This window comes from Stenotrophomonas sp. SMYL86 (assembly GCF_036320025.1).
Lineage (GTDB): Bacteria > Pseudomonadota > Gammaproteobacteria > Xanthomonadales > Xanthomonadaceae > Stenotrophomonas > Stenotrophomonas maltophilia_A.
Window position 1 is genome coordinate 379,896 of sequence record NZ_JAWIRU010000002.1, and the last position, 26,987, is coordinate 406,882.

Here is a 26,987-nt window from a genome sequence, read left to right on the forward strand (position 1 = left end):
CCTTGTGCGCATCATGGAGGATCCGGGTGTTGCCCAGTAAGAAGTATCTGCTCATCGCCATCATCACGCTGGCGACCCTGCTGCTTGGTTTCGTGTTTTCCGGTTACCTGACCCTGTTGTTGCTGGGGTTGGACACCAAGCTGTTCACCTGGAACACGTACTACCAGTATTACCACGCCATTGGCCAGCCGCAGGTCGCGCCGTTCGTGGGCAAGATCAAGTGGGCCGGCTATCTCGGCTTCGGCCTGCCGCTGCTGGTCCTGCTGGTGACCGGCCTGGTGCTGCTGCTGAAGAAGGACAAGCGCTCGTTGCACGGCGACGCGCGCTTTGCCACCGGCGCCGACCTGTCCAAGCACGGCATGTTCAAGAAGACCGGCCAGAGCATCGTGGTTGGCAGCCATGGCGGCAAGCTGGTGCGGCTGGACGGCCAGCAGTTCGTGATCCTTGCAGCGCCCACCCGTTCAGGCAAGGGCGTGGGCGTCGTCATCCCGAACCTGCTGGAGTACGGCGAATCGCTGGTGGTGCTGGACATCAAGCAGGAGAACTTCGACCTGACCAGTGGCTGGCGTGCCAGCCAAGGGCAGGAGATCTACCTGTTCAATCCCTTCGCTGAAGATCGGCGCACGCACCGCTGGAACCCGCTCAGCTATGTGTCCGATGACCCGGCGTTCCGTGTCTCGGACCTGATGAGCATCGCCGCGATGCTGTATCCGGATGGTGCCGAGGACCAGAAATTCTGGGTCAGCCAGGCGCGCAACGCGTTCATGGCCTTCACCCTGTATCTGTTCGAAAACTGGGACGACGAGCGCAGCAGCGGTTTCCCGGGCGGCTCGGGCACGCCCACGCTGGGCGCTGTCTACCGGTTGTCGTCGGGGGACGGCACCGATCTGAAGAAGTACCTCAAGGCATTGTCGGAGCGGTCGTTCCTCAGCGCCAACGCGCGTTCGGCGTTCGCCAACATGCTGTCCCAGGCCGACGAGACCTTCGCTTCGATCCTGGGCACCTTCAAGGAGCCGCTCAATCCCTGGATCAACCCAGTACTGGACAAGGCCACCAGCAGCAACGACTTCCTGCTGACCGATGTCCGCAAGAAGAAGATGACCATCTACATCGGCATCCAGCCCAACAAGCTGGCGGAGAGCCGGCTGATCATCAACCTGTTCTTCAGCCAGTTGATCAACCTCAACACCAAGGAACTGCCCAAGTCCAACCCGGACCTGAAGTACCAGTGCCTGCTGTTGATGGACGAATTTACCTCGATCGGCAAGGTCGAGATCATCGCCTCGGCGGTGTCCTACATGGCCGGTTACAACATCCGCCTGCTGCCGATCATCCAGAGCATGTCCCAGCTTGATGCCACCTACGGCCGGGAAGTGTCACGCACGATCATCACCAACCACGCACTGCAGATCCTGTACGCGCCGCGCGAGCAGCAGGACGCCAACGACTACTCGGACATGCTGGGCTACACCACCGTCCGCAAGAAGAACGTCACCCATGCCCGTGAGAAGACCCACAACTTCACCGAAGAGCGGCGTGCACTGATGCTGCCGCAGGAGCTGAAGGCGATGGGGCCGGACAAGGAAGTATTCCTCTACGAGGGCATACCGCATCCGGTGAAGTGCGACAAGATCCGCTATTACAAGGATCGCTATTTCACATCGCGGCTGCTGCCGAAGGTCGACGTTCCGATGCTTAACGTCTAATTCACGTCGCTAAATTTGTGACGTAGATTCATATTCACCGACGTGAAACCGTGAGCTGAGTCAAAAATTCGGCATCTGTTCATGGATTTTCAGACTTGTCTGACATGGAATTGACGCGTGGTTGTGTAACTCTGTGTGCGTCATCCAGAAGTGTGTGCTGGATGGCAAAAGTTGTAACGCAGGGTGGCCAGGAGTTTGTGCCATGGAAACAAGGATGGTTTCGACGTTGGTGAGGGTGTGCGGGTGTGTCGTCGGCAACGTCTGGCGGCCCCGCGACCTGGTTGGCAGCTTTCGGGCTGCAGGGGAGCCGGGGCAGGTGTGCTGCATGCCAGCGCGCCTCCCCGATTCCGGCGTGCGCCATGCAGCGCCGGACGGCCAGGGAACCAACGCTCGGGACTGCTTTTTCGTACGTCAAAGTGAAGCCCGTATGAATCAGGCGTTTATCGCGAAAATCTCCATCGCCGCAGTCGCGGCGCTGATGGTGGCAGGGTGTGCCACCAAGTCCGCCCCCGATTTCGGTGGGCGCTGGAAGCCGGTCAACCGCTTTGCCGTGGCGACGACCGAGATCCCGCTGTATTCCAGCTACGTCTACCAGGCCTCGCCGATGGATGGCACGCTCAAAGCCATGCTCGAGCGCTGGGCCAAGGATTCCGGACGAACACTGGACTACCGCCTCAGCTCGGACTTCACGCTGTATGGCGCGGTCTCGAAGATCGACACCACCAATGCGCAGCAGGCCGTGATCGATCTGACTTCGGCGTATTCGGCGCAAGGCATCTCCGTCTCCATTGTTGGCAACCAGATCGTTGTGCAGAGCGCAGGCTCGACGCCCACCGCGTCGGCGCAGGGCGCTGATTCCAACAGCGGCACCTGAGTCCACCTCGAAACCATCGAACGTGCCGCTCCCCGCGCCTGTCGCAGGGGCTCCATGCCCATTGATGTTTCAGCAGTACGGAAGAATCCATGTTCCGCAAGAAGGATCCCGGCAACAGTCCCAAGGTCGAGCAGTCGGTCGCCAAGGCGGTCAGCTACGAGATCACCGTGGCCGACATGGCACGCCGCAGCGAGCGACGTGCGTGGTGGGTGGCCACAGGCTCATTGCTGATGTCGCTCGCGCTCGCGGGTGGCTACTACTACATGCTGCCGCTGAAGGAGAAGGTGCCGTTCCTGGTGATGGCCGATGCCTACACCGGCACCGCGACCGTTGCGCGCCTGAGTGGCACCTTCCAGGGCGAGACGATCACCACCAACGAAGCGATCAATCGCAGCAATGTGGCCCAGTACGTACTGGCGCGCGAGTCGTACGATTCGGCGGTGATGGGCCTGCGCGATTGGGAACTGGTGTTCGTGATGTCCACCGATCCGGTGGCGCAGTCCATGCGCGTGCGCTATGCCGGCAACAACCCGCAGAACCCGTTCGTCATGTATGGCCGCGAGCGTGCCATCCGGGTCAAGATCCTCAGCATCACGCCGCTGGGCGCCGAAGCGAACGGCAGCTTCCGCGGCGCTTCGGTGCGCATCCAGCGCAGCCTGCTGGATAAGCGCACTGGCGTTGCCACCTACCTGGACAACCAGCTGGTGACGATGCGCTTCGGCTACAACCAGAACCTGGCGCTGTCCGAGCAGGATCGCATCCTCAATCCGCTGGCCTTCCAGGTCACCGAGTATCGCGTCGACAACGACTATTCCCGTGGCGTGCCGGTGCCGGATGACGGCGCCATGCAGGCGCAGGCGCAGCAGGCTGCACAGGCCGCGCAGCAGGCCCAGGGTGTCTACGATCCCAACAACCCGGCCGCGGCCACAATGATCGATCCGGCCACCGGCCAGCCGGTCGCCGTTCCGGCCAATGGCCCGACGCCGGGCCAGCCGATGCCGGGTCAGCCCGTACAGGGGCAACCCATGCCGGGGCAGGCAATGCCCGGACAGCCGGCCATGAGGCCGGCGCAGAACAATTCCACCGGAACTGCTGATGGAGCAAGCAACCGATGAGTAGTCGAAATATCAGGGGAAGCGCGCTGGCGCTGCTGTCGACGTTGTCGCTGTTGTTTTCAGCAGCGGTGATGGCGCAGGCGGTGGACCACTACGAGTACGAGAAGGATCGCATCTATCCGGTTCGCACCGGCCTGGGCCTGACCACCCAGATCGAGTTGAGCCCGAACGAGAAGATCCTCGACTACAGCACCGGCTTCAGCAGCGGCTGGGAGCTGACCCGTCGTGAGAACGTGTTCTACATCAAGCCGAAGAACGTCGACGTCGACACCAACATGATGGTGCGCACCGAGACTCATTCCTACATCTTCGAGCTGAAGGTGGTGGCCACCGACTGGCGCCAGCTGGAACAGGCCCGTCGTGCAGGCGTGCAGTACAAGATCGCCTTCGTCTATCCGAACGACACCGTGTTCGGCGTCGCCCAGGAGGCGGTCGAGGAAGAGGCCAAGCCGTTGTTGAGCTCTGAACTGGCCAAGGACCGCCAGTACAACTTCAACTACTCCTATTCGACCAGCAGGGCGAAGAAGATGGGGTGGCTGATACCGGTCAACGCCTATGACGATGGTCGTTTTACCTATCTGAAACTGCCGAATTCGCCGGAGTACAAGACCGGCATCTTCCCGGCGGTTTTCGGTCGCGAAACGGAATACGGTGAAGACTTCGTGGTCAACACCACAGTTGAAGGCAATACGCTGATCGTGCACGGGACGCACCCGTACCTGGTCATCCGCCACGGCGACTTCGTCGTCGGTCTGCGAAGGAACGTGAAGAAATGAGCCAGCAGAACACTCCCGGAAACGACCCGAACAACGGACGCGACGAGAGCCAGAGTCCGTACGGTGCACAGGCGGCCCCGGACGCTCCGTCGAATCCCTACTTCGGCACGGGCCAGGCTGAGCCTGCACCGGATCTGGACGCGGCCGCGCCGCAGCTGCGCTCGGCCGAAGAGCAGCGACTGAACCGCAAGGCGCTGCTGTTCCTGGGCGGTATCGTGCTGCTGCTGGTGGCCATGGGCTTCCTGCTTTTCCGCAAGGGCCAGGATGGTGATGACGCCGCGCAGAAGGTGCCGGATGTTGCACGTGCCAGCACGCCGGCACTGCCGGACGTTGCGCCGCCCCCGCAGGCGCCGCCGGCTGCCGCCGAACCGATTCCGATGCTTCCACCCATGTCGCAGGATGAAGGCCCGAGACTGGAGCCCATCGCATCCGAGCCGGAAGCCATGGCGCCTCGTGCGCCGTCGCTGGTCGAGCGCCGGATGGCCGGCGTGGATGATGCCGCGCTTGCGGCAGGCAATCGGGCGCAGCCGCAGCGCAGCGCGATCGACGAGCAGACCCGTCAAGCGCTGCTTGCGAACATGATGCCCAACAACCAGCAGGGGCAGCAGAAGATCCGCCGTGGACCGGACGTGGAAGACGTCTCCAGTGCCACCTACATCCAAAGCCCCGATGCCCTGCTGGTGCGCGGCACGTACCTCCGATGCGTGCTGGAAACCCGCATCATCACCGATCTCGCCGGCTATACCTCGTGCCTGCTGACCGAGCCGGTGTACTCGATCAACGGTCGCAACCTGCTGCTGCCCAAAGGCTCCAAGATCTATGGCGCCTACGGCGGCGGTCCGATCGGCAAGCGTGTGGAAGTGATCTGGGATCGCATCACAACCCCCAATGGCATCGATGTTGCGATGTCCAGCCCGGGCGTGGATCAGCTGGGCGGCGCCGGCCATCCGGGCCAGTACAGCGCGCACTGGGGTAGCCGTATCGCCTCGGCGCTGATGATCAGCCTGATTTCCGATGCCTTCAAGTACGCTGCCGCCGAGCATGGCCCGGAGACGACCACCATCGCCAACAATGGCATGACGGTGCAGTCGCCCTATGAGAGTTCTACTGCACGCACGATGGAGCGTCTGGCCAACGAGGCACTGAGCAGCAACCGTCGTCCGCCGACGGTCACCATCAATCAGGGCACGATCGTGAACGTCTACGTCGCCAAGGACGTCGACTTCACCAACGTGCTGCACCCCCGCCGGTAAATCATCGAACCATCATGGACGCTGAAGTGTCACCCCTCGCCCTCGTCTCCAGCGATTTCCTGCGCTATCAGTACGAAGTGCTGGGCATCGCCGAGTACATGACTTCTCCGGAAGTGACGGAAATCTGCATCAACCGTCCCGGTGAGCTGTACCTGGAAACCCGGGCAGGGTGGCAACGGGTGGACGTGCCGGGCCTGACCTTCGAGCGGGCCCGGCAGTTCTGCACGGCGGTGGTGAACGAGAGCAACACCGGCCAGCGCATCACCGATGCCGATCCGGTGGTCTCGCTCACGTTTCCCACGGGTCAGCGTGCCCAGTTCGTGATTCCGCCGGCGTGCGATGCAGGCAAGGTGTCGATCACCATCCGTCTGCCGTCCAAGCACACCAAGTCGCTCAGCCAGTATCACGAAGATGGGTTCTTCAACCAGATCCTGGAAAGCGATGGCAGCATCAGCGAGCAGGATCGCGAGCTGCTGGAGCTGCGTCAGCAGCGCGAGTACGCAGAGTTCTTCCGGCGTGCGGTGATGTACCGCAAGAACATCGTGGTATCCGGCGCAACCGGTAGCGGCAAGACCACCTTCATGAAAGCGCTGGTCAATCATATCCCGGACAGCGAACGTCTGGTCACGATCGAAGATGCTCGCGAGCTGTTTCTGACCCAACCCAATGTAGTGCATCTGCTGTACTCAAAGGGTGGGCAGAGCACCAGCAATGTCAGTGCCAAGAGCTGTATGGAAGCGTGCCTTCGCATGAAGCCCGAGCGCATCATCCTGGCCGAGCTGCGCGGTGACGAGGCGTTCTACTTCATCCGCAACTGCGCGTCCGGCCATCCGGGTTCAATCACCAGCTGCCATGCGGGCAGTCCGGAGCAGACCTGGGACCAGTTGGCGCTCATGGTGAAGGCGTCCACCGAAGGTTCGGGCCTGGAATTCAACGTGATCAAGCGACTGTTGATGATGACCATCGACATCGTGGTGCATATCAAGGCGCACGCCGGTTCGCGCTATATCACCGGTATCGATTTCAATCCTGGGCGAGCCCAGGGGCAGGAGGGCTGAAGGATGCTGCCAGGACTGGAGATGATGGCGTGCCCGGAGATGGCCGTATCGATGGACGTTATGCAGCACGTCATCAACGTTGAATCGTCACGCAACCCTTATGCCATCGGCGTAGTCGGCGGCGCTCTGGTGCGCCAGCCCAAGGCGCTGGACGAAGCGCTGGCGACGGTTCGGATGCTGGAAGAGAAAGGCTACAACTTCTCCATCGGGCTGGCCCAGGTCAATCGCTATAACCTGGGCAAGTACGGTCTGGATTCCTACGAGAAGGCCTTCCAGCAATGCCCGAACCTGCAAGCGGGTTCTCGGATCCTCGCCGAGTGCTACAAGCGCTCCGGTGGTAACTGGGGCAAGTCATTCAGTTGCTACTACTCGGGCAATTTCGAGACCGGCTTCCGCCATGGTTATGTGCAGAAGGTCTATGACTCGATGCGCCGTGGGCAGCAGCTTGCCAGCAATGGTGTTGCACCGATCGACGTGGTGAGTCGCGGCGAACGCCGCAGCGTGAAGGTCGAGCATCACCCGCAGCTCGCTTCGCCGGCGCAGGCGCGCATCGTCGCCCAGTCGAATGGACCGGTTTACGTGCCGTCGGAAGATCCCGCACGCGCCTATGTCGTGTATCCCTCCACCGGTGCAATGGCGCGGGGCAGCCTGCTGAACATCGCCGACCAGGCGCTGTCCAAGGTAGTGCTGGGTTCGGTGGACCGGATGATGCAGCCGCAGGCGCAGCCCACCCAAGGGGCCGCCTATCCGCAGCAACAGGCCGCTGGCATGCCGCAGCAGCTGCCTCAACAGGGTCCGGCGCAGGCAATGGCGATGCCGCAGCAGTTGCCGGGCGCTGCCGGCGCCGGCAACGAGGGGCCAGTGATGCTGCGGCCCTGGAGCGAGCGCAAGCAGCCTGTGGCCGGTGGCGACAACTCGTACAACGCACCGGTGCAGGCTGCGCCGGTGCAGCAGATTCCCGCAGGGGATGCGGCCTTCGTGTTCTGACGAAGTCGTGGTGCGACCAGTCCCCCGGCTGGTCGATTCAGTTGTGTTAGTCCATCAACAAGGAAATCAATCCATGAAGCGATCCAATCTCGACCTCGTCCAGGCCCAGCGCACGCTGAAAACCCTGCTGATGGCCACGATCTTCGTTGGCGCACTGTTCGCCCCGCAGGTGTTCGCCACCAGCACCGACTTCGGCGGCACCGACAAGAAGGTCTGCGGTTTCTTCTCCAACATCAACGGCCTGCTGAACATGGCCTCGATCGCGGTGGTGACCATCGCGGTGATCTTCGCCGGCTACCAGATCGCCTTCGCGCACAAGCGCATCGGTGACGTCGCGCCGATCCTCATCGGTGGCGTGCTGATCGGTGCCGCCGGCCAGATCGCGCGCATGCTGCTGGGTGAGGGCAGTGACGGCAAGTGCGGTGCTGGCACCAGCACCACTTACTACCTGATCAACAACGCGATCCAGTACTACAGTGCATAAGAACGTCCTGTTCCGCGGTTGCACGCGCCCGGCGATGTTCCTGGGCGTGCCTTACCTGCCATTTTTCATGGTGGCCGGTGGGCTGTTGCTGCTCAGCGTGTACACGAACTTCTGGTTCCTGCTCACCATCCCGGTGGCGATCTTCATCATGCGGCACATGGCCAAGCGTGACGAAATGATCTTCCGGCTGCTGGGCCTGCGCCTGATGTTCAAGCTGAAGGTGCGCAACGTGCAGGAACACGATGGCATGTGGGTGTTCAACCCCAACCATTACCGCGACAAGCCGGCCCGAATGGATTGAGGTCCGGATCCGGCCTGGCGGGCGTCCGCGCCCGCCGGGTCTCTTGAAACTCCTTGGCAGTACCTCTTTGGAAGCAGTCGTATGTTCAGCCCTGACACCTCCATCAGTGAGTTCATCCCGTTGTCGTCGCATGTCGCCCCGAACGTGGTCAAGACCACGGGCGGCGACTACCTGCTGACCTGGCATCTGGAAGGGCTGCCGTTCGTCGGCCGGGAGGAGTGGGAGCTCGAGCATCGCCACAACACGTTCAACCGCCTGCTGCAGACCCTGCGCGCACCGGACTTCGTCAACGTCGCTTTCTGGGTGCACGACATCCGTCGCCGCCGCACGCTGAAGGGCAAGAGCAGCTACAAGCAGCGCTTCAACCAGGACGTGTCCGACCAGTACATGGGCATGCTGTCCTCGCAGCGCATCATGCAGAACGAGCTGTACCTGACCATGATCTACCGCCCGGTAGTGGCGGGTAAACGCTTCGTCGAAAAGTCGGCGAACGTGGACAAGCTGCGCGCCGAGCAGGAGCAGGCGGTAGAGAAGTTGATGGAACTGGCCGGCAACGTCGAGGCCGTGATCCGCGACTACGCGCCGTATCGACTGGGTATGTACGAAGCCAAGAATGGCGTTGTGTTCTCGGAAACGCTGGAGCTGTTCGGCTACTTGATCAATCGCATCGACGAACCGGTGCCGGTGCTGTCGGCACCGATCAAGGATTACCTGCCGGTCAGTCGTCACATGTTCTCGGCCAAGACCGGCGATTTTGCGATCAATACTCCCAACGGTGCCAATCACTACGGCGCCATTCTGAACATCAAGGAGTATGCCGAGGGGACCTATCCGGGCATCCTCAACGGTCTGAAATATCTGGACTACGAGTACGTCATCACCCATTCGTTCAGCCCGATGGGGCGTCAGGATGCGCTGAAGGTGCTCGATCGCACCAAGGGCATGATGATCTCCTCCGGCGACAAGGCGGTCAGCCAGATCGTCGAGCTGGACCAGGCCATGGATCAGCTGTCGTCGGGCAACTTCGTGCTGGGTGAATACCACTTCATCATGGCGGTCTACGGCGACACGCAGGCCAAGCTTTCGCAGAACGTCGCCTCGACCCGCGCTGAGCTATCCAACGCCGGTTTCGTGTCGACCAAGGAAGACCTGGCGGTCACCTCGTCCTTCTATTCGCAGCTGCCGGGCAACTGGCGCTACCGCACTCGACTGGCCAACGTCAGCTCGCTGAACTTCCTGGGCCTATCGCCGCTGCACAACTTTGCCACCGGCAAGCAGCACAACAACCCTTGGGGCGACTGCGTCACCACGCTGCAGACCACCAACGGCCAGCCGTACTACTTCAATTTCCATGCGACCCACCCGTCGGAGAATTCGCTGGGTGAGAAGGCGATCGCCAATACCATGGTGATCGGCAAGTCCGGTACCGGTAAGACCGCGCTGATCAATTTCCTGCTCAGCCAGGTGCAGAAGTACGAGCCGTCGCCGACCATCTTCTTCTTCGACAAGGACCGCGGCGCGGAGATCTTCGTGCGTGCCTGCGGAGGCAACTATCTGGCCCTGGAAAACGGTGCGCCGACTGGCTTCAACCCGTTCCAGTGCGAGAACAACGAAGCCAACGTGCAGTTCCTGGCCGACCTGATCAAGGTGCTGGCCGGCAAGCGCGAATACAGCGCCCGCGAAGAAGAGGACATCTACCGCGCGGTGGAAAGCATGCTCGATACGCCGATGCACCTGCGCAGCATGACCAACTTCCAGAAGAGCCTGCCCAATATGGGCGACGATGGCCTCTACGCGCGCATGCGCCGTTGGACATCGGGCAATTCGCTGGGCTGGGTGTTCGACAATCCCGTGGATACCGTTGACCTGAGCAAGGCCAACATCATCGGTTTCGACTACACCGACATCATCGACAATCCTGAAGTGCGCGTGCCGGTGATCAACTACCTGCTGCACCGCCTGGAGTCGCTGATCGACGGTCGTCCGCTGATCTATGTGATGGACGAGTTCTGGAAGATTCTGGACGGCGAAGGTGGCCTGAAGGAGTTCGCGAAGAACAAGCAGAAGACCATCCGTAAGCAGAACGGTCTCGGCATCTTCGCTACGCAGAGCCCGGAGGACGCGCTGAAAAGTGATATCTCCGCTGCCCTGATCGAGCAGACCGCAACGCTGATCCTGCTGCCGAACCCGAATGCCAGCAAGAGCGACTACATGGATGGCCTGAAGCTGACCGAGGCCGAGTTCAGGGTGGTTACTGCCCTGGACGAGCGCTCGCGCTGCTTCCTGGTCAAGCAGGGCCACGCCTCCAGCGTCTGCCAGCTCAACCTGCGTGGCATGGATGACATCCTGTCGGTAATCTCAGCTTCGACTGACAACATCGATGTCATGCACCGGGTGTTGCAGACGGCGGCGGTCCGTAACCGTATCACCGTGGACGAGCTCACGCCGGAGCAATGGCTGGAAGATTTCTACAAGAACCGGAAGGGCTCGGGAAAGATCGGCTCCAGTAGCGAGGTTGCTGCATGAGCGTCGCTCAAGGAGTAACTAGGCCAAGTTCATTGAATTCGATGGAGAACTACATGGAAACCACAACCCTTGTCAGCAAAAAGCCCGATATGGCTACCTGGATCCGTGCCGCCGTGGTGAGTGTGTCCTTGACAGCCATGCTTGGAGTTCCAGCGAAGGCATATACCGTTCCGGTGGTCGAGATTGGTCTGAATACAGTCAACAGCACGCTCACCGAGGCGCACACGCTTACTAGTCAGGCTGAGGCTTTTGCCGAATATGGCATCCAGGCCGAGCGCTTCATCGATACAACGCAGAACTGGGCTCAGAAACTCGCACAGTTCAAGCAGATCATTGCTTCGCCGATCATGCCAACGGGTGTTACGTTGAAGCCGGTAGCCGCAGAGTGGAATGTAGTCGAACGCTGCGGGGCGGGTTCGATCTTGAGCTTGTCTGGACTTATGGCGGCCTTGGACATGAACCCTGGCGGAGACATTGCCGCCCAGCAGCGGAACATCTGTGCCGCGATCCAGATGCTTGAGAATCGGAAGTACAACGAGACCATTCTGGTTGTCCAGAAGACCATGCCTGACATGCGCAAGGTCTTGGACGAGATCAAGGGAATCCGACTTCGGACGAAGAAGGAAGGCGGCATGACCGAGGCGTTTACCAACGCAGCTGTTTCGAATGCCTATATGGAAGCGGACTTCTCGGCCTGGGAGAAGCAGATCGGAACGTATGATGGACAGATCCGGGCACTCACCAAGATGCAGCAGATGCTGGCGCAGCGTGCGTTGAAGGGATCACCATCTCCATTGGGTACAGTGGTCAAGGCCGCGGCCCTCAAGGCGGCGTTGTCGGCGAAGTGATGTGGCAGCGCTGTGATTGAGCTGCTCTCAATAATTAGGTGAAGTTATGGGTCTAGGGATGGAAGGCAGCGCGTTCGGCACGAACGCACTGGAAATTCTGCAGCACCTGCACGTGACATCGTCGGTCGGCGATTTCATGTTCTTCCGTTTGATTCTCGATTATCTGCACAAGGAGATAGCAGACTTCGGCATCGGAGTGCTTGGAAGGATGATGAAATGGGTTGGGGCGATCGCCCTGACGCTGATGACGTTGTGGGTGTTCGTTCAGGGCTTCCGTATCGTGACCGGTCGTAGCCGCGATTCGATGATGGTATTGGTCAACAACATGGCCAAGGCCGCGCTGATCGTCTCGGTGGCGACCACCATGGCGATGTTTGGACGCGATCTCCACACGTTCCTGAACAAGGATGTGAAGAATGAGATCACGCAGGTGATTACGGGGAAGAAGGATTCACCAGAAGATCTGATCGACGAGAACCTTGGATACATGCAGCTGGCGTTGTCGTCAGTCGATGCCCTCGATGTGGTGGGTGATGTCACCCTCGATAACGCTAAGACGCGCGCGATGTGGTTTATTGGCATGGGTACCGGTGGACCTGCGGTGACGGCAGGCTCGATGCTGCTGCTGTATGAGGTTGCGCTGGCCCTGTTCATTGGCCTTGGGCCACTGTTCATTCTGTGTCTGCTATTTGATCAGACGAAGCAACTATTCCAGAAATGGTTGATGTATGGCATAGGCACGATGTTCTCCATGGCGGTACTGGCCGCCATGACGGCCATAGCCATGAAGTTGGTTGCGAAGGTTGCACTTTCCTTCTGGGGGGCGACATTGCTGGGCACATTGATGGGTGACAACTTCACCGAGGGCATGTCGAGCATGGCGCTGCAGCAGGGTGGCATGGGCCTGATTCTGACGACGTTGATTCTTACATCACCGCCGATGGCCGCGATGTTCTTCCAGGGCACGTTGGGTAGTTTCATGGCCTATTCGCAGATTGGTGGCAGTCCGGTGGCGCAAGCACCCAGCGCAAGCGGTCAGCCGCCAGGAAGCTACGTTCCTCCGCAGGCCGGAAATGAAAACAAGGCCAATTCGAGCAATATCAACTCGACCCCTGTAACGGGTTATGGAATTGGTGGTGCGAAGACAGATGCTCCATCACAAGGGGCTGGAAAATTCGGAAACGCGGAGGCGCGGTGATCAGTGACGCCTATTTCTACATCGTGAGAAGTTAATGAATAGATTCATCCTTTTTCTGGTGCTTGTACTAGTCTCAGGCTACGCATTCGGCGAGGGTCGCTGCCCGCCCGGCCAGTATCCTGTGGGCGGTCAGGGTGTAGGAGGTTGCGCCCCTATTCCTGGAGGAACGGCCGCTCCTGCTCAGCAAGTCGCTCCTATCCCGGCGGGCACATGGGACACCCGCTGGGGTGCTATTGCTCAAGATGCGGCTCCTGTGGAAGGAAGAAATCTTGCAATTGGCGTGGCTGTATCGCAGCCTTCGAGCGGGAGGGCAGATCAAGTGGCCCTCGATGAGTGTCGTGCTATGGGCGGCGCGCGTTGTAAGGTGATTTTCTCTTACCACAATCAGTGCGCAGCGTTGGCAGCGCCTGTTGTTAGTAGTTCGAAACCTGGTGCTGGTGTCTTGGTCGCGGCCGGTGCGCTTAAAGAGAATGAAGCGAAGATGGATGCTTTGCGGATCTGTAAAGGCGAGGGGCGCGGGCAGGATTGTGGAGTCATTTATTCCGCCTGTAGCTTGTCTGAGTTTAGGTCTTACTAGCTGGTCAAGCACCGTGTTAAGAGGCTTTCTTGGCAGTGCGCTACCGAGCTCGATTGGCGTGCGTAGTTGGTTGTAACCTCCGGTCTCCTGCGGTCTCGGAAAGGGTTGGAATCATATGGAATTGAAGTGATTATTCGAGGCTGGTTTCAGAATGAGCAGGTTGCTCTTCTGATCTCGCAATGGCCGAAGGGCGCTGCCCACCATGTCAGTACCCAGCCGGCGACGAGCGGCATGGCGTCGGTGGGTGTGCGTCAATTCCTGGCGGGCAGGCTCAAGGCAGCGCTCAACCCACTGCTCCAGTCCCGACTGGGGAATTGGACAGTCGATGGGGGCAGTTGCCGAGGATGCTGCCTCTCTGAAGCCCGGGAGCAGCAGAGCCACGGGTGTATCGAGGTCTCAACGGTCAAAAGGCATCGCGAACTCAGTCGCATTGGATGCTTGCAAAAGTGCTGGTGGAAGTAGGTGTGAGGTAAGACTCTCTTACCACAATCAATGCGTTGCTATCGCTGATCCTGTTGGGGCGCTGAATTCTGGAGCGACTACTGTTTCGTGGCGTGCAGAAACAGTGGATTTGGCCAAACGCAATGCGCTGCGTGAATGTCGCGGGGACCGCAATCAAGCTTGCGAAGTTGTGTACTCAGCCTGCAGCTTGCCGGAATTTCGTGCCTATTGATGCTCCGTAGCAGCCAGAGGTCATTTCGTCTTGTCTAGCAGGGCGCGCTTGAGTCCGATGTTCTTTCATCGCTAGAGACCGCAGGACATATCTCGCGGCAGCTGAATTTCAGATCATACTTCTGCTATACGGCACGAGAGCATTCTCCGAACTGCCATTTCTGCAGGACACCTGCGTTGACCCATTTGCTGAGTGGGCATCCATTCACGTTAACCGCGCTTTTTCTGTGATCAAGTGCGCTTTTCGTCCCAAGCCCCCTTCGACGAGCCCCGCCTCCTCGAAGTAAGCTGCGTGCGCGTCAAAATCCCGACGCATCGGTGCCATCGAACGCAGGAGCTTTCCCGCCCTTGAGGACCGTGTCCCACCGCTCAACGGGTGACGCTTGCCACCGTCGCTGCCACGGTGCCCCCGGAGCTATCATCCGCATCTGCAGGGTGACTGGCGCGACTGGGCAACGCCACTATGCCCGCCTACGACGCGAGCATCGGCGGGACGATATTGAAGGAGTGGGAGGGGATGGAAGACAGGGCTGGCGCACACATGGACGATGCCCTGGCATTTGTTCCGTCCGGTGCGAACTTGCTGGAAGCCGTCAGGGGCGAGCTCAACGGCGATGGCATCGAGTATCAGCTGCTGGTCATCGATCAGCCGACGCCGGAAGGGCTGGTGCCTGGCCAGCACGGACCCAACCGGGTGCTGCTGTTGCTGCGCGGTGACGGGCGCGGGCGCTGGCAGCTGGCTGCGCGCAACGACAAGCTGGTGCCATGTTCCACCCGAGGTGGCCTGGCCGGCGACCCTTTTGCGTATGCAATGGTGGAGGAAGGTACCTTCAGCGTGATCACCAACGGGGGTAGCCGCGAGCGCTGGAGCAGCACCTACCGGTTCCGCTATGCGCCTGCGGACAAAGCCTGCTGGGTGGACGGGGTGAGATGCAAGGTCGTGGATATCGAGACCGAAGCGACCAATGTCCGCGATTACTCGGTGGCGGAGCTGGGCAGGGTGCGGTTCGAGGACTTCGACCCGTCCAGTGTCGCCGAGGTGTCGCTTCCATGAGCCAAGCTCCAACCGGCGGAAGGGAATCCGCGCTGATGAAGATTCAGGAGTTGCACCGTGTCGACCGATAGAGAGTCGCAGCTGTTGCGGCAGGCGACCAAAGCCGGCATCGACTCCCCGCTTGAGCTGGCCAATTTCATGGCCCAGGCAGGGCACGAGTCGCGCGGCTTGAGCCGGCTCAATGAAAGTTTCAACTTCACCCGGGGAATCTCGCAGATCCCGGTGGAAGCTGCGTGGCGCAATGGCAACGCCGCGCTGGAGAGCGCCCGCCAGGAGGCGCTGCGTGGGCGGCCGGAGAGTCTGGCCGAACTGATGTATGGCGGGCGCATGGGCAATGACGCGCCCGGCGACGCATTGAAGTATCACGGCCGCGGCTATCTGCCGCTGGTCGGCAAGGAAAACTATGAGCGTGCCGGCAAGGCGCTGGATCTGGATCTGGTGAATCAGCCGGAACTGGCCGCGCAGCCCGAGCACGCAGGCCGTATTGCGGTGTGGCAGTGGCAGACACGTGTGCCGGAAGCTGCGCGCGAGGACGTGCGTGAAGCGACGCGCGCGATCAATGGTGGCCTGAACGGCATTGAGGCTCGCCAGCAGCGATTCGATGCGTGGCAGCAGAAGCTGACGCCTGATGTGATGGCGCGGCTGGAGCGGGGCGAAGTAGGGGCGCCGGCGCAGCAGACCATCCTGCGCGACATGTCGCAGCCGGGCGAGCCGGGACACGCCCTGTTCCAGGGGGCACGCCAGCACCTGCAGCAGATGGGGGCGCAGAGCGGACTGCGCAGTGAGCAGGAACTGGACAACGCCGCCGGCGCGCTGGCGTTGAGCGCGCGGAAGGCCGGCATGTCGCGTATCGATCATCTGCTGGCGGGCAACGACGGGCGCACGCTGTTTGCGGTGCAGGGCGCGCTGGGAGATCCGGCGATGCTGCGTGCGTCCGTTGACCGGGAGCAGGCCGCCCAGCAGCCGCTGGCGCAGAGCAGCCAGCAGTTGGCTGCCAGTGTCGCCCAGCAGGACCCGGCGGCCGCGCTCGCCCGCGAGCAGGAGCAGCGTTCTCGATCCCTGTAACACCTGATGCCGGCGGGCAGGGGACCCGCCGGCGCTTTACGTACGACGCGTGGCGCCCCGTGGCGCCGACATGGAAACCCACTCGGAAGGACACCACATGCGAATCGTTCCCTCGAATGCCCGGCACGCCGCTGCCCGCTGCAATGCATCCGTGCGCCGCCTGCCGCCGCTCTGGCTGCTGTCACTTGGACTTGCCGTAGCGTCGGCACAGGCTCAGGAGGCCGCGGCACCCGTCGTGGAGACGCCCCCGGCTGCCGAGCCGACCGTTGACGTGCCTGCAGGGACGGCGTCTGTTGCAGCACCCATGCCGTCTGAAGCCGTTGCCGCGGCGCCGGCTGCAGACCCGACGCCTGTGCCCGTTGCACCCGCAGCGGCGGCGCCTGTCGCTGCACCGCCTGCCGTCGTCGAGCCAGCCGTCCCGGCGGTAGCTCCCGCGCCACCCGCCTTGGTCATCGTGCCGTTGCCGCCCGGGCAGGCGACCGAGCGTGCGCTTGGTGCCCGCTGCCCGATCGACCTGGCCGGTCGCCTGGCGACGCAGGGCGATCTATTGATCGGCGCCTGCCAGGGCACGATCCCGGCGCATCTGGCCGCGCTGCTGGTCGCGCTGCCCGCGCAGGACATCCACCTGCCGCGCAGCTGGCGCGAGCGTGAGGTGCAACAGAAGGTTTGGTTCAAGGCAGTGCCGGGCTACGGCCAGCGCCCGGACTTCATCGCGCGGATGGGCGACATCTGGGTGCGCTCGCTGGAAGGACGCGACGCCGACAGCACGTTCTACCTGGTGTCGGCACCGTTCACCTGCAGCGACCGGGTCGCCAACCGCGATGAGTACGGCGCGGAGCCGGTACGTGTGCCAGCGGGTGACTGCCGCGAGGCCTATGTGGCCCAGCGTGTGTACCAGGTTCGCGGGGACGCCGCGCCGAGGGATGTGACCGCCGATGTCATGCCGTCCATGCCCCAAGTGACGGAGGCCGATCGTGCGCGGCAGCTGTCGCGCGACGGCCGGATCAGCCTGGACCACAGCAAGCTGCAGTACGGCCCGGCCATGCGGTGGTTCGTGCAGTACCCGGAGGCAGCGCAGAAGGGCGGTCCGCGTGCCTACAGTGACTGGAACCGCGAGCACCTGGCCTTCGTGGTCTGGACTGGGGATCGCTTCGAGCTGCGCGAAAAGGTCGCGCGGGCGCAGTGGCCCTGTGATCCGGTAGCACCGGGCGATCGCGCCTGTGGTGGCTTCCCGGATTCCGGGCCGGATCTGTTCGTGACCGCCGGTGCGTCCGCGCCGGTCGCGGCCTCCAGCCCCTGAGGCAGAGGGCCGAAGTGACGCGGGAGCCGGAATGACCGGCTCCCGCGCTGTTCATCAGGCCTGCATGCTGCGGGTCTGGTTCTGCTGTTGTTCCAGTTGCTGATCGCGGTCCTGTGCCAGGCGCTGTCCCGCGGCTTGCTGATCAATGCGCTGGCTGCTCTGCTCCAGCGGGGTGTTCATCGCCACGGCCGTGTCCACCGACACGCGCAGATGCGCCGGGTCGCCGCCCAGGCCCTGCACCGCGAAGCTGCGCGAAGCATCGGCATTCATCACCACCTCGTCGATGCGCTTGCCGCCTGCAGCGTGCATCTCCGCCGCCAGGCTACCGGCCAACTGCGTACTCATCACATCCGGCACGCGGCCGACGTGAACGTCCTGCGCATGCACGCCACGGATCGCGTCGTTGAACAGCGGGTTGCCCAGGTGATTGGCATCGTCCATGCGCAGCATGCTGGTGTGATGGCCGTTCTTCTCTGCTTCGCGGCGTGCTGGTTCACCGGGCTGCAGCGGGCCGCGGATGTGGTCGTACAGATCGATGGCGCCGCCAGGGATGCCGCGTGCCGCGCGGGTGACGCCACGACGCAGTGATTCCACGTCGTCGCGGTACTCCTCGATCATCTTGGCGTTGTCTTTCGCCAGCTTCTGCGTTTCCGGGTGCTTCAGCACCGAGCCTTCGTTGAGGAAGTTGCCCAGTTTGTGCGCGCCGAATGAACTGGTGGCCGCGATGATCGGACGGTCTGGAATCAGATCACGCAGGGCGTGATTGCTGAAGCCATTTGCCGCGAGCGTCTTGATCTCATCGGGCTTGGCGTAGATGCGGACCTGGCCGAAGTGCGGCGAGGCGGCGCTGACCGGATCGGAAGCCATGACGTGGTTGATCATGGTGTTGCCGCCTTCCGGAATGCGGTAGCTGAGGCTGACCGCGCCGTAGGCATTGAAGGTCTCGCCCTTGACGTTGAAGTGGTGCGAGGTGATCTGGGCCAGGGCGCCGCCGAGAGAGTGGCCGGTGACGGTAACTTCAGGTGCGCGGCCTCCGAATGCAGCTTCCTGCTTCGCGTAGTCCAGCGCGCTTTTGGTCAATGCGATGGCATCGGGGGCCTGCACGTTGGTGCGGGCGACGACCATGCCGCCGTCGGTCAGGATGGCATCACGAGCTATCTGCTCGGTGCCGCGATGAGCGACCACGATCTCGTTGGTGTCGGCTCGCTGATAAACAGTGCCTTGGTAACCATTGAGCCGGTTATTGACGTGATCGAGAATCTTGTAGTCATGCCCATTGATCGTGACGAGCTCTTCTTCCCCCGGACGCCTCCGGCCGACAGCGCGGTCCTTGTAGGCATCGTCGGAAAGCGCGGCATAATCCTGCGTGCTGATGGTCATTGGGTGACCTCGCTGGCGCTGAGACTCATCGTGAACAACTTGCCCTGCAGTTCAGCAACGTAGTCAGCCGGATCTGCCTTGCCGGTGGCTGGGTAGTTTGCAGCAAGCGGTGCCCGCGGATAGGCCGCTTCTGGATAGTAAAGCGTGTGGGTCTTGCCTTCGGTCAGCGGATCGGCTTTGACGAAGGTCAGGAAGCGGGTCTCTTCTTCTGCTCCCGTCGCTTTCAGCATCGCGCCGGCACCGGTGAACTCCCACTTGCAGACACCGCGACCGTAGTAGTCCTCGTCCAGCATGCGGTCGATGTATACAGTGCCGCGGTATTCGCCATCAGCGACCTTGCGCAGCTCCACTGGTTCCTGGCTGGTGATGCGTGCAGCCGTGCCTGTGGCCGGCTCGATGTGGCCGCACTGGTCTTCGTTGGTGACGTCGTACTGCGCGACACCTTCGACCACCGCGAAGTCGCCCGGGGCATCCTTCAGGCGCAGCACCAGTTCATAGGCCTTGCGCGGGCTGGGGTTGAGCTTGGCGAGGCCACGCCCACCCTGGGCGACATCGGCTTCAGCAGCGGCACGTTCCTGGTTCATGGCGGTCTCCGGATTGCAGGCGGTCAATAGAAGCAGAGCAAGGCACGGGATCATCTTGTGGCGCAATGTCGGCCTCCTTGGGGGTAGGAATGGTTGAACTGGCAGCTCATGGCGCGAGTTTCTGCACAGTGGTGGTGGTCGAGAACAGCGCGTCGCGCAGATCGGCACGATAGCTGGAAGGATCTTCCTCGCCGCTCGCTCCGTATCCGATGATCTCTTCGATTCGGGGGTAGTCGGCGCGTGGGTAGTGCCGCGTCACCCGGCTCCCCGCGTCCATGCGCTCCTTGTCGATGAACGTCAGGAATCGCGTATCCGCCTCGCCGGTCGTAGCGCGCAACATCGCACCGACTCCCGTCAGCGCCCAATGACAGACACCACGCCCGTAGTAATCCTCGTCCTGCATGCGGTCGAGGTAGAACGTACCGCGGTACTCGTTCTCGCCCACCTGGCGCAGTGCGATAGGTTCCTGACTGGTGATGCGGCCCGCAGTGCCCGTTGCAGGTACGATCCGCCCACATGCTGCATAGTTGCGTGCGTCGTACTGGGCAACGCCCTCGACCACCGCGAAGGGACCGGGGGCATCCTTCAGTGTCAGCACCAGCTCGTAGCCTTGCTGCGGTGATGGGTTGAGTTTGGCCAGGCCGCGCCCACCAGCGGCGACGTCGCGCTCGGCATCAGCATAGGGCGAGCATGCGGCCAGTGGGATAAGGGCGAGCAACGCCAGCAGCGGCTGCCTTTTCCTTTCAGGGAGCGCTACTCCCATGGCCTGATCCTGCATCGTGCGTCCATGTCCATATATCCTTCCTGGGTGACAGGTTTCTCGATTATGGAGCGTGTCAGGAACGCTGCGCCACCGCCGCGACGGCTTTTTGACGCGCCCGATGCGGTGTATTCCGGCGAATCGATTGCAGCACAGGGGATTCGGGCGTCGCGTTGGCCTTGCTGGCAGGGGCTGCTCGCGGTTGAATCTGCGACCTAAATCAATAATTCACGCATTCATCACATTATCAAAGGCGTTCTCTTGAACTGCATGATCCGCACCGAAACCACGGCCGACCACGCCGCCATCCATGCACTCACCGAGGCCGCCTTCCGCGAAGCCCCGCACAGCAGCCACACCGAGCAGTTCATCGTCGACGCCCTGCGCACCCGCGGGGAGTTGAGCATTTCGCTGGTCGCCGAAACTCAGGGCCAGGTGGTCGGTCACATTGCCCTGTCGCCGGTGACGGTCAGCGATGGCAGCACGGGCTGGTTTGGTCTGGGCCCGATCTCGGTAGTGCCCGCGTGGCAGGGGCAGGGCATCGGTGCGGCCCTGATGCGCGCCGCACTTGAAGCACTGCGTCAGCAGGGTGCGCATGGCTGTGTATTGCTGGGCGAGCCGGCCTATTACGGGCGCTTCGGCTTCCGTGCCGAGCCGGGCCTGGTGTTGCCGGGCGTGCCGGCGGAGTACTTCCAGGCGCTTTGCCTGCAGCTTCCGCTGGCTCAGGGCGAGGTGCAGTACTCACCGGCCTTCGAGGCGACAGCCTGAGCCACGGCGGGCGTGCGCCCGCTCAGGGCGCGCGCCAGACGGTCGGTTCGGGTTGCGGTTTCGGAATGCGGTAGCCGCCGATATGCTCGAGAAGTTCATTGGTACGACGCTGCTCGACCAGTACCTCACGCAGCAGGTTGCGCACGGCGAAGATGGCGAACGGCACCAGGATCCAGACCAGGCTGATGCCCAGCGCAAACAGGGTCAACAGGGCTTTTGCACCATCCATGTACGGCATTCCTTGATCGAAAGCAGCCACGCTAACACGCAGCTGCTGCCAACGGATGTCAGGCCTTATGCCGAAGGTGGATCAGCGGATACGGGCGGCCCTGCGAATCCAGCGGCGAACGACCGGTTTCGACAAAGCCCATGCGCAGGTAGAAGCCCACGGCCTGCGCGTTCTGTGCGTTGACGTCGGTGCTCAGCTGCGGGTGCAGGGCCAGTGCGTGCTGCAGCAGCTGCCGACCGATACCGGTGCCGTGCACGTCCGGATCGATGAACAGTGCTTCCATGTGGGTGCCATCGATCAGCATGAATCCCTGCGGCTGGTCCTGTGCATCGACGGCGACGGTCATCGGCGCCTGCGGCAGGAAAGCGGCGACTTCGGCATCGATCGCCAGGCGATCTTCAGTGCTGAGGAAGTCGTGGGTGGCGTCGACGGCGCGGCGCCAGAGATCGACAAGGGCGGCGCCGTCGTCGGCGCGAGAGGGACGGAGGGTGGTCATGTGTTCACCAAGGTGCTTACAGGAATACGCATTGTGAAGCTTTCCGGCCGTGCCTGCAGGTGCGGGTTCATCCGGCGTTGCGATGGCGGATGAAGGGACTGTAGGCAGTCGCTTCCGCGCGCAGCGCCACACCATCCTCGAAGTCCTCACTGTTGTTGAAGGGCACGGTCGGCCACTGCCGCCATCGCGACAGTCGCTCGCGGTAGGAAAGGGTGGCTGCAACCAATGCTTCGTCGTGGGCCTGCACGCGTTCCGCTGCAAGCCCTGAGCGCACGCCGTGCACCATATGCGGCTCCATCACCTCGAAGCCGACGTAGCGCAGGCTGTACATCAACGGCCACAGCAACAGCCGGGTATCGCCTTCGCGGCCATCGACCGCGCACGCCCGCGCCGAAGAGCCGGTGGTGACGCTCAGCAACGCACGCTTGCTCTGCATCACGCCGCGCTCGTGGCGTTGCCGGCTGTTGTACATCGGCCCGTAGACCAGCACGCGGTCCAGCCAGCCCTTGAGGATGGCCGGTGCCGCGAACCACCACAGCGGGAACTGCAGGATCAGCAGGTCTGTGGTCTGCAACAGCTGCAGGTGGTAGCGCACGTCGGGGGGCAGATGATCATGCTCGGCGCTGTGGCGTTGTTCGCGCTGGGCATCGAAGCGGTCGGGCTGCAGGCGCTGAGGATGATGACGCGCGGCTTCCAGCGGATCGAAGCCCCGCGCATACAGATCGATCACGTCCACCTGCAGATTGTCATGCTGCAGCTGCGCGGCGGCCTGCATGGCCAGGTGGGCATTGAAGGAACGGGGTTCGGGGTGGGCCAGCAGGATCAGGGCGCGCATGGGGCGAGGTGTTCGTGGAGTGTGCGACCATCCTCGCGATGCCGGCATGCCCCGGCAATTACGCACTTTGAGGTAACCATGGCCTTTCCCGGTGATGTCTATGCCGCCGACTGCTCGGCGCGCGATGCGCTGGCACTGATCTCCGGCAAGTGGGTGATGCTGCTGCTGCCGGCATTGGCCGAGGGCCCGCAACGCAATGGTGCGCTGCTGCGGAAGATCGAAGGCATCTCGCAGAAGGTGCTGACCCAGACCCTGCGACAGCTGGAGCGCAACGGCCTGATCGAGCGCTGCGATCTGGGCGGCAAGCCACTGCACGTGGAGTACCGGTTGACCGAGGTTGCGCGCAGTCTGGTAGACACCCTGACCGCGCTGGACCGTTGGGCCGAGCACAATTTCCCGGCCCTGGACGCTGCCCGCGAGCGCTTCGACGCGCGCTAGCGGCGCCTGCACGGCTGCGGGCGTACAATGCGGCCCCGGCGGCCATCCTGGCCCTGCAGACACGCGAGAACCGCCATGACCGACGCCCTGGGTGTGCCGGTGCACGACACCGACGAACACTGGATGCGCCACGCGCTGGCGCTGGCTGAGCGCGCACAACGCGAGTTCGACGAGATCCCGGTGGGTGCAGTGCTGGTCGGTGCCGACGGCCAACTGCTGGGCGAGGGCTGGAACCTCAACATCGCCTCGCATGACCCCAGCGCACACGCCGAGATCGTGGCCATGCGGGCGGGCGGAAAATTGCTGGCGAACCATCGCCTGCTTGGCAGCACACTGTATGTGACCCTGGAGCCGTGTGCGATGTGCGCAATGGCGATCGTGCACGCGCGCGTTGCACGGTTGGTCTACGGTGCCAGCGACCCCAAGACTGGTGCCTGCGGCAGCGTGTTCGACCTCATTGGCGATGCCCGCCACAACCACCGGGTGGAGATCCACGGTGGGGTACTGGCCAAGGAAGCCAGCATGCGCCTGACCAACTACTTCCGCGCCAAGCGTGGCAAGCCGCCGCTGTTGCTGGAAGACCACGCCAGCGAGGGCTGAGGGGCGAACGGGTATGATGGGCGCCTCTTTCCATCACCGGTAGGCCGCGCGCCTGCCCAGCAACGAGGCGACACATGGCGGACAACGGCGCGGCCAACGAACGACTGATCTGGATCGACCTGGAAATGACCGGGTTGGATACCGACAACGATTCGATCATCGAGATCGCCACCGTAGTCACTGACGCCCAGCTCAACGTGCTGGCCGAAGGTCCGGAATTCGCCATCCACCATCCGCTGGAAACGCTGGAAGCGATGGACGAGTGGAACCGCAACCAGCACCGCCGTTCGGGCCTGTGGCAGCGCGTGGTGGACAGCACGGTGACCCTTGCCCAGGCTGAGGCGCAGACGGTGAATTTCCTGGCGCAGTGGATCCCGGCCGGCCTGTCGCCGATGTGCGGCAACTCCATCTGCCAGGACCGCCGCTTCCTGCACCGCCAGATGCCGCGCCTGGAGAAGTACTTCCACTACCGCAACCTGGACGTGTCCACGGTGAAGGAGCTGGCCAAGCGCTGGGCGCCGACCGTGGCCGCTGGCGTCGGCAAGAACAGCAACCACACCGCGCTGAGCGATGTGCATGACTCCATCGCCGAGCTGCGTCACTACCGCCAGTTCATGGGCGCGCTGTCGGGGCTGCCGGTTGCCTGAACAACGACGCCGGGCATGGCCCGGCGCTACCGGGTGACACGCGAACTGGTAGTGGCGGGCGCGGGGCCGCCCATCAGCGGCCGGCGGGGCGGGGTTGAAGGTTGCGGCCCCCGGCCGGGTGACCCGCGACTGGGTCGGGCCGGCGGGGGGCGGGCAATTCAGCGGCCTTCGTGACGTGTATCAGGTTGCCGGCCAGCGGCCGGCACCACCCTCCGTTCAACTCCCTGGCGCTAAGATCGGCGCCATGAACGAGCCCATCCTGCTTCCCCGCGACATTGCCCACGACGCCCGCGACTGGTCTGACCTGCAGCGGGCGGTGGCCCTGCTGGAAGCGCCGACCCTGACCGCGCGCATGGCCAATCTGGTCGGCACGCCGCTGGAGTTCGCGGTGAAGGCGCTGCCCAGCTCGGTCTCCAACCGCATCCACGGCGCGGTGCAGGCGGCGCTGACCAAGTCGGCGCAGGCGGCGCTGTGGAGCATGGACAACACCCCCGGCAAGGGGGCGTCCACCCGCTGGCACAAGCTGGCCGCAGCGACCTCCGGTGCGGTGGGCGGCGCCTTTGGCTTTGCCGCGCTGTTCATCGAGCTGCCGGTGTCCACCACCATCATGATGCGCGCGGTGGCCGACGTGGCCCGCAGCGAGGGCTTCGACCTGTCCGAGTTCAGTACCCGTCAGGCCTGCCTGGAGGTGTTCGCGCTGGGCGGCAACTCGCCGCGCGATGACGCCAGCGAGACTGGCTATTACCTGGCCCGGGGCTTCACCACCGATGTGATGCGCCATCTGTCGGCTGAGCTGGCCGGGCGCGTGGTGACCGGCCGTGACCTCACCCTGGGCGTGGCACCGAAGGAAGCCGGCAAGCTGCTGGCAAAGATGGTGGAGAAGGTAGCCGCGCGCTTCGGCGTGGTGGTCACCGAGAAATTCGCCGCACAGGCGGTGCCGATCGTGGGTGCCGCTGCCGGTGCGACGCTCAATACGATGTTCACCGATTACTACCAGGACATGGCGCGCGGCCACTTCATCGTGCGCCGGTTGGAGCGCAAGTACGGCGAAGACGTGGTGCGCACCTGCTATGACCGCGTAGCGCATGGCACGATCAGGATAGAACCCAGCCTGGAGTAGATCCACGCCATGCATGGATGAGCCTTCATGCATGGCCATCCTTGCCTGCCGGGCACAACTGTTTTGCCACAACACGCCTGTTGCCCTTCGCAGGCGGTCCCCATTCTTGCTGGCACTCCCCCCGCAAGAGATGTCCGCCATGTTGTTCACCTCCCACCGCCTGGGCGCCTTGACCCTGCCCAACCGAATCGTCATGCCGCCGATGACCCGCTCGCGCGCTGCCGACGGCAACGTTGCCACCGCGGAAATGGCCGCCTACTACGCGCAGCGGGCCAGCGCGGGCCTGATCGTCAGCGAAGGTACCCAGATCAGCCCGCAGGGCCAGGGTTACGCCTGGACCCCGGGCATCCACAGTGGCGAGCAGGTGCAGGGCTGGCGCCAGGTGACCGACGCCGTGCACGCTGCCGGCGGTCGCATCTACGCCCAGCTGTGGCATGTGGGCCGGGTCTCGCACGTCGCGCTGCAGCCCGGTGGTGCCGCGCCGGTGTCGTCGTCGGCGCTGCTGGCCGAGGGCGTGAAGGTGTTTGTCGACCCCACCGGCGCCGGCCCGGAAGCGGGCGTGGGCGAGATGATCCAGCACTCGATGCCGCGCGCGCTGGCCGAGGCCGAGATTCCAGGCATCATCGCCGACTACGCGCAGGCCACCCGCAATGCGCTGGCCGCCGGCTTCGATGGTGTCGAGCTTCACGGTGCAAATGGTTATCTGATCAACCAGTTCATCGACTCGCAGGCCAACCGGCGCAGCGACGGCTATGGCGGCTCGCTGCAGAACCGGCTGCGTTTCCTGCGCGAGGTCGTGCAGGCGGTGACTGCAGAAGCCGGTGGTGAGCGCGTTGGCGTGCGCCTGGCGCCGCTGACGACGTTGCAGGGCGCGGTGGACGATACGCCGCAGGCCACCTACCTGGCGGCGGCACACCTGCTGGGCGAGCTGGGCGTGGGCTACCTGCACATCGCCGAGGCCGACTGGGATGACGCACCGCTGATGCCGGTGGCGTTCAAGCAGGCGCTGCGCTTGATCTACCCGGGCACCCTGATCTACGCCGGCAAGTACACCGCCGAGCGCGCCGAGCAGGCACTGACTGAAGGGTGGGCCGACCTGATCGGCTTCGGTCGCCCGTTCATCGCCAACCCGGACCTGCCGGAGCGCCTGCGTCTGGGGGCGGAATTGAACCCGCCTGATCGGGCGACGTTCTTCGGCGGTGGTGCGGTCGGGTTCACCGATTACGCGACGCTGGAAGAAAGCGTCGCCGCCTGATCCTGGAGGTTGCCGGCCAGCGGGCGGCCCTACCAGGGTGCGCGGGGGCGGGGAGTGCCGGCCGCCGGCGCGGCGTTCGGG

26 protein-coding genes and 1 pseudogene are annotated in these 26,987 nt (G+C 63.0%); 21 read left to right on the plus strand and 6 right to left on the minus strand.

What is annotated here, in order from left to right:
* Positions 1–26 precede the first annotated feature (26 nt).
* The 15 genes and pseudogenes from V3B64_RS04415 (at position 27) to V3B64_RS04485 (ending at position 17,794) form a co-directional block, all read left to right on the plus strand.
* Positions 27–1,706, plus strand: coding sequence for a type IV secretory system conjugative DNA transfer family protein (locus V3B64_RS04415; protein WP_121503589.1), 1,680 nt, complete (start codon positions 27–29; stop codon positions 1,704–1,706).
* Positions 1,707–2,133: 427 nt separating this feature from the next.
* The gene (locus V3B64_RS04420; protein ID WP_032129529.1) at positions 2,134–2,580 is read left to right on the plus strand and encodes a hypothetical protein; all 447 of its coding nucleotides are present in this window, start codon (positions 2,134–2,136) and stop codon (positions 2,578–2,580) included.
* Between the two features lie 89 nt (positions 2,581–2,669).
* A complete protein-coding gene (locus tag V3B64_RS04425) occupies positions 2,670–3,695 on the plus strand; it encodes a type IV secretion system protein (RefSeq protein ID WP_329913701.1) in 1,026 nt (341 codons plus the stop codon).
* Positions 3,692–4,471: a TrbG/VirB9 family P-type conjugative transfer protein gene (locus tag V3B64_RS04430; RefSeq protein WP_329913702.1), complete on the plus strand. Its 780-nt coding sequence runs from the start codon at positions 3,692–3,694 to the stop codon at positions 4,469–4,471. The genes V3B64_RS04425 and V3B64_RS04430 overlap by 4 nt, the downstream gene beginning before the upstream one ends.
* Positions 4,468–5,724: a TrbI/VirB10 family protein gene (locus V3B64_RS04435; protein ID WP_121503587.1), complete on the plus strand. Its 1,257-nt coding sequence runs from the start codon at positions 4,468–4,470 to the stop codon at positions 5,722–5,724. The genes V3B64_RS04430 and V3B64_RS04435 overlap by 4 nt, the downstream gene beginning before the upstream one ends.
* Positions 5,725–5,738: 14 nt before the next feature.
* Complete coding sequence (gene virB11, locus V3B64_RS04440; protein WP_046986269.1) at positions 5,739–6,782, plus strand: P-type DNA transfer ATPase VirB11; 1,044 nt, start codon at positions 5,739–5,741, stop codon at positions 6,780–6,782.
* A gap of 15 nt (positions 6,783–6,797) precedes the next feature.
* A pseudogene (locus V3B64_RS04445) lies at positions 6,798–7,262 on the plus strand (lytic transglycosylase domain-containing protein); the annotation flags it as partial.
* A 580-nt stretch (positions 7,263–7,842) separates the two neighbouring features.
* Positions 7,843–8,253: a TrbC/VirB2 family protein gene (locus V3B64_RS04450; RefSeq protein ID WP_100473219.1), complete on the plus strand. Its 411-nt coding sequence runs from the start codon at positions 7,843–7,845 to the stop codon at positions 8,251–8,253.
* Positions 8,246–8,554, plus strand: a complete 309-nt coding sequence (locus tag V3B64_RS04455) for a VirB3 family type IV secretion system protein (RefSeq protein ID WP_121503585.1) — start codon at positions 8,246–8,248, stop codon at positions 8,552–8,554. Before V3B64_RS04450 ends, V3B64_RS04455 begins: the two co-directional genes overlap by 8 nt.
* 81 nt (positions 8,555–8,635) lie before the next feature.
* Complete coding sequence (locus V3B64_RS04460; protein ID WP_121503584.1) at positions 8,636–11,080, plus strand: VirB4 family type IV secretion/conjugal transfer ATPase; 2,445 nt, start codon at positions 8,636–8,638, stop codon at positions 11,078–11,080.
* Between the two features lie 53 nt (positions 11,081–11,133).
* A complete protein-coding gene (locus V3B64_RS04465; RefSeq protein ID WP_329913703.1) occupies positions 11,134–11,928 on the plus strand; it encodes a hypothetical protein in 795 nt (264 codons plus the stop codon).
* Between the two features lie 58 nt (positions 11,929–11,986).
* Positions 11,987–13,126, plus strand: a complete 1,140-nt coding sequence (locus V3B64_RS04470) for a type IV secretion system protein (protein WP_329913704.1) — start codon at positions 11,987–11,989, stop codon at positions 13,124–13,126.
* A 1,766-nt stretch (positions 13,127–14,892) separates the two neighbouring features.
* Positions 14,893–15,429 (plus strand): hypothetical protein, encoded by a 537-nt coding sequence (locus tag V3B64_RS04475; protein ID WP_101765716.1) that lies wholly within the window; start codon positions 14,893–14,895, stop codon positions 15,427–15,429.
* Positions 15,430–15,486: 57 nt separating this feature from the next.
* Entirely contained in the window at positions 15,487–16,494 is a 1,008-nt protein-coding gene (locus tag V3B64_RS04480) for an XVIPCD domain-containing protein (protein WP_329913705.1), read from the plus strand.
* A 454-nt stretch (positions 16,495–16,948) separates the two neighbouring features.
* Positions 16,949–17,794 (plus strand): hypothetical protein, encoded by an 846-nt coding sequence (locus V3B64_RS04485; RefSeq protein WP_329913706.1) that lies wholly within the window; start codon positions 16,949–16,951, stop codon positions 17,792–17,794.
* A gap of 54 nt (positions 17,795–17,848) precedes the next feature.
* Here V3B64_RS04485 and V3B64_RS04490 read toward each other — a convergent pair whose 3' ends face one another.
* Genes V3B64_RS04490 through V3B64_RS04500 form a run of 3 tightly spaced genes read right to left on the minus strand, consistent with a single transcriptional unit; the run spans position 17,849 to position 20,536 of the window.
* Positions 17,849–19,174 carry an XVIPCD domain-containing protein gene (locus V3B64_RS04490; RefSeq protein WP_329913707.1) on the minus strand — a complete coding sequence of 442 codons (1,326 nt, stop codon included), beginning with the start codon at positions 19,172–19,174 and terminating at the stop codon, positions 17,849–17,851.
* Positions 19,171–19,824: a hypothetical protein gene (locus tag V3B64_RS04495; protein ID WP_121503576.1), complete on the minus strand. Its 654-nt coding sequence runs from the start codon at positions 19,822–19,824 to the stop codon at positions 19,171–19,173. Before V3B64_RS04495 ends, V3B64_RS04490 begins: the two co-directional genes overlap by 4 nt.
* Before the next feature lie 40 nt (positions 19,825–19,864).
* The gene (locus tag V3B64_RS04500; RefSeq protein WP_329913708.1) at positions 19,865–20,536 is read right to left on the minus strand and encodes a hypothetical protein; all 672 of its coding nucleotides are present in this window, start codon (positions 20,534–20,536) and stop codon (positions 19,865–19,867) included.
* Between the two features lie 252 nt (positions 20,537–20,788).
* Between V3B64_RS04500 and V3B64_RS04505 the strand changes: the two genes are divergently transcribed.
* Positions 20,789–21,286, plus strand: a complete 498-nt coding sequence (locus V3B64_RS04505; RefSeq protein ID WP_329913709.1) for an N-acetyltransferase — start codon at positions 20,789–20,791, stop codon at positions 21,284–21,286.
* A gap of 22 nt (positions 21,287–21,308) precedes the next feature.
* Here the strand turns inward: V3B64_RS04505 and V3B64_RS04510 are convergent, their stop codons facing one another.
* From V3B64_RS04510 to V3B64_RS04520, 3 genes are all read right to left on the minus strand, one after another.
* Positions 21,309–21,515: a hypothetical protein gene (locus V3B64_RS04510; RefSeq protein ID WP_005410107.1), complete on the minus strand. Its 207-nt coding sequence runs from the start codon at positions 21,513–21,515 to the stop codon at positions 21,309–21,311.
* Between the two features lie 58 nt (positions 21,516–21,573).
* Positions 21,574–22,011 (minus strand): acetyltransferase, encoded by a 438-nt coding sequence (locus tag V3B64_RS04515; protein ID WP_329913710.1) that lies wholly within the window; start codon positions 22,009–22,011, stop codon positions 21,574–21,576.
* 67 nt (positions 22,012–22,078) lie between these two features.
* Entirely contained in the window at positions 22,079–22,846 is a 768-nt protein-coding gene (locus tag V3B64_RS04520; RefSeq protein ID WP_329913711.1) for an NAD(P)H-dependent oxidoreductase, read from the minus strand.
* 78 nt (positions 22,847–22,924) lie between these two features.
* Between V3B64_RS04520 and V3B64_RS04525 the strand changes: the two genes are divergently transcribed.
* From V3B64_RS04525 to V3B64_RS04545, 5 genes are all read left to right on the plus strand, one after another.
* Positions 22,925–23,284 carry a helix-turn-helix domain-containing protein gene (locus V3B64_RS04525; protein WP_032129513.1) on the plus strand — a complete coding sequence of 120 codons (360 nt, stop codon included), beginning with the start codon at positions 22,925–22,927 and terminating at the stop codon, positions 23,282–23,284.
* Positions 23,285–23,359: 75 nt separating this feature from the next.
* On the plus strand, positions 23,360–23,884 hold the full coding sequence (tadA, locus tag V3B64_RS04530) for a tRNA adenosine(34) deaminase TadA (RefSeq protein WP_032129512.1): 525 nt from the start codon (positions 23,360–23,362) through the stop codon (positions 23,882–23,884).
* A gap of 74 nt (positions 23,885–23,958) precedes the next feature.
* Positions 23,959–24,531 carry an oligoribonuclease gene (orn, locus tag V3B64_RS04535; protein WP_107431636.1) on the plus strand — a complete coding sequence of 191 codons (573 nt, stop codon included), beginning with the start codon at positions 23,959–23,961 and terminating at the stop codon, positions 24,529–24,531.
* Between the two features lie 244 nt (positions 24,532–24,775).
* On the plus strand, positions 24,776–25,651 hold the full coding sequence (locus V3B64_RS04540; RefSeq protein WP_329913712.1) for an EcsC family protein: 876 nt from the start codon (positions 24,776–24,778) through the stop codon (positions 25,649–25,651).
* A 139-nt stretch (positions 25,652–25,790) separates the two neighbouring features.
* Positions 25,791–26,906, plus strand: a complete 1,116-nt coding sequence (locus V3B64_RS04545; RefSeq protein WP_329913713.1) for an alkene reductase — start codon at positions 25,791–25,793, stop codon at positions 26,904–26,906.
* Positions 26,907–26,987 lie beyond the last annotated feature (81 nt).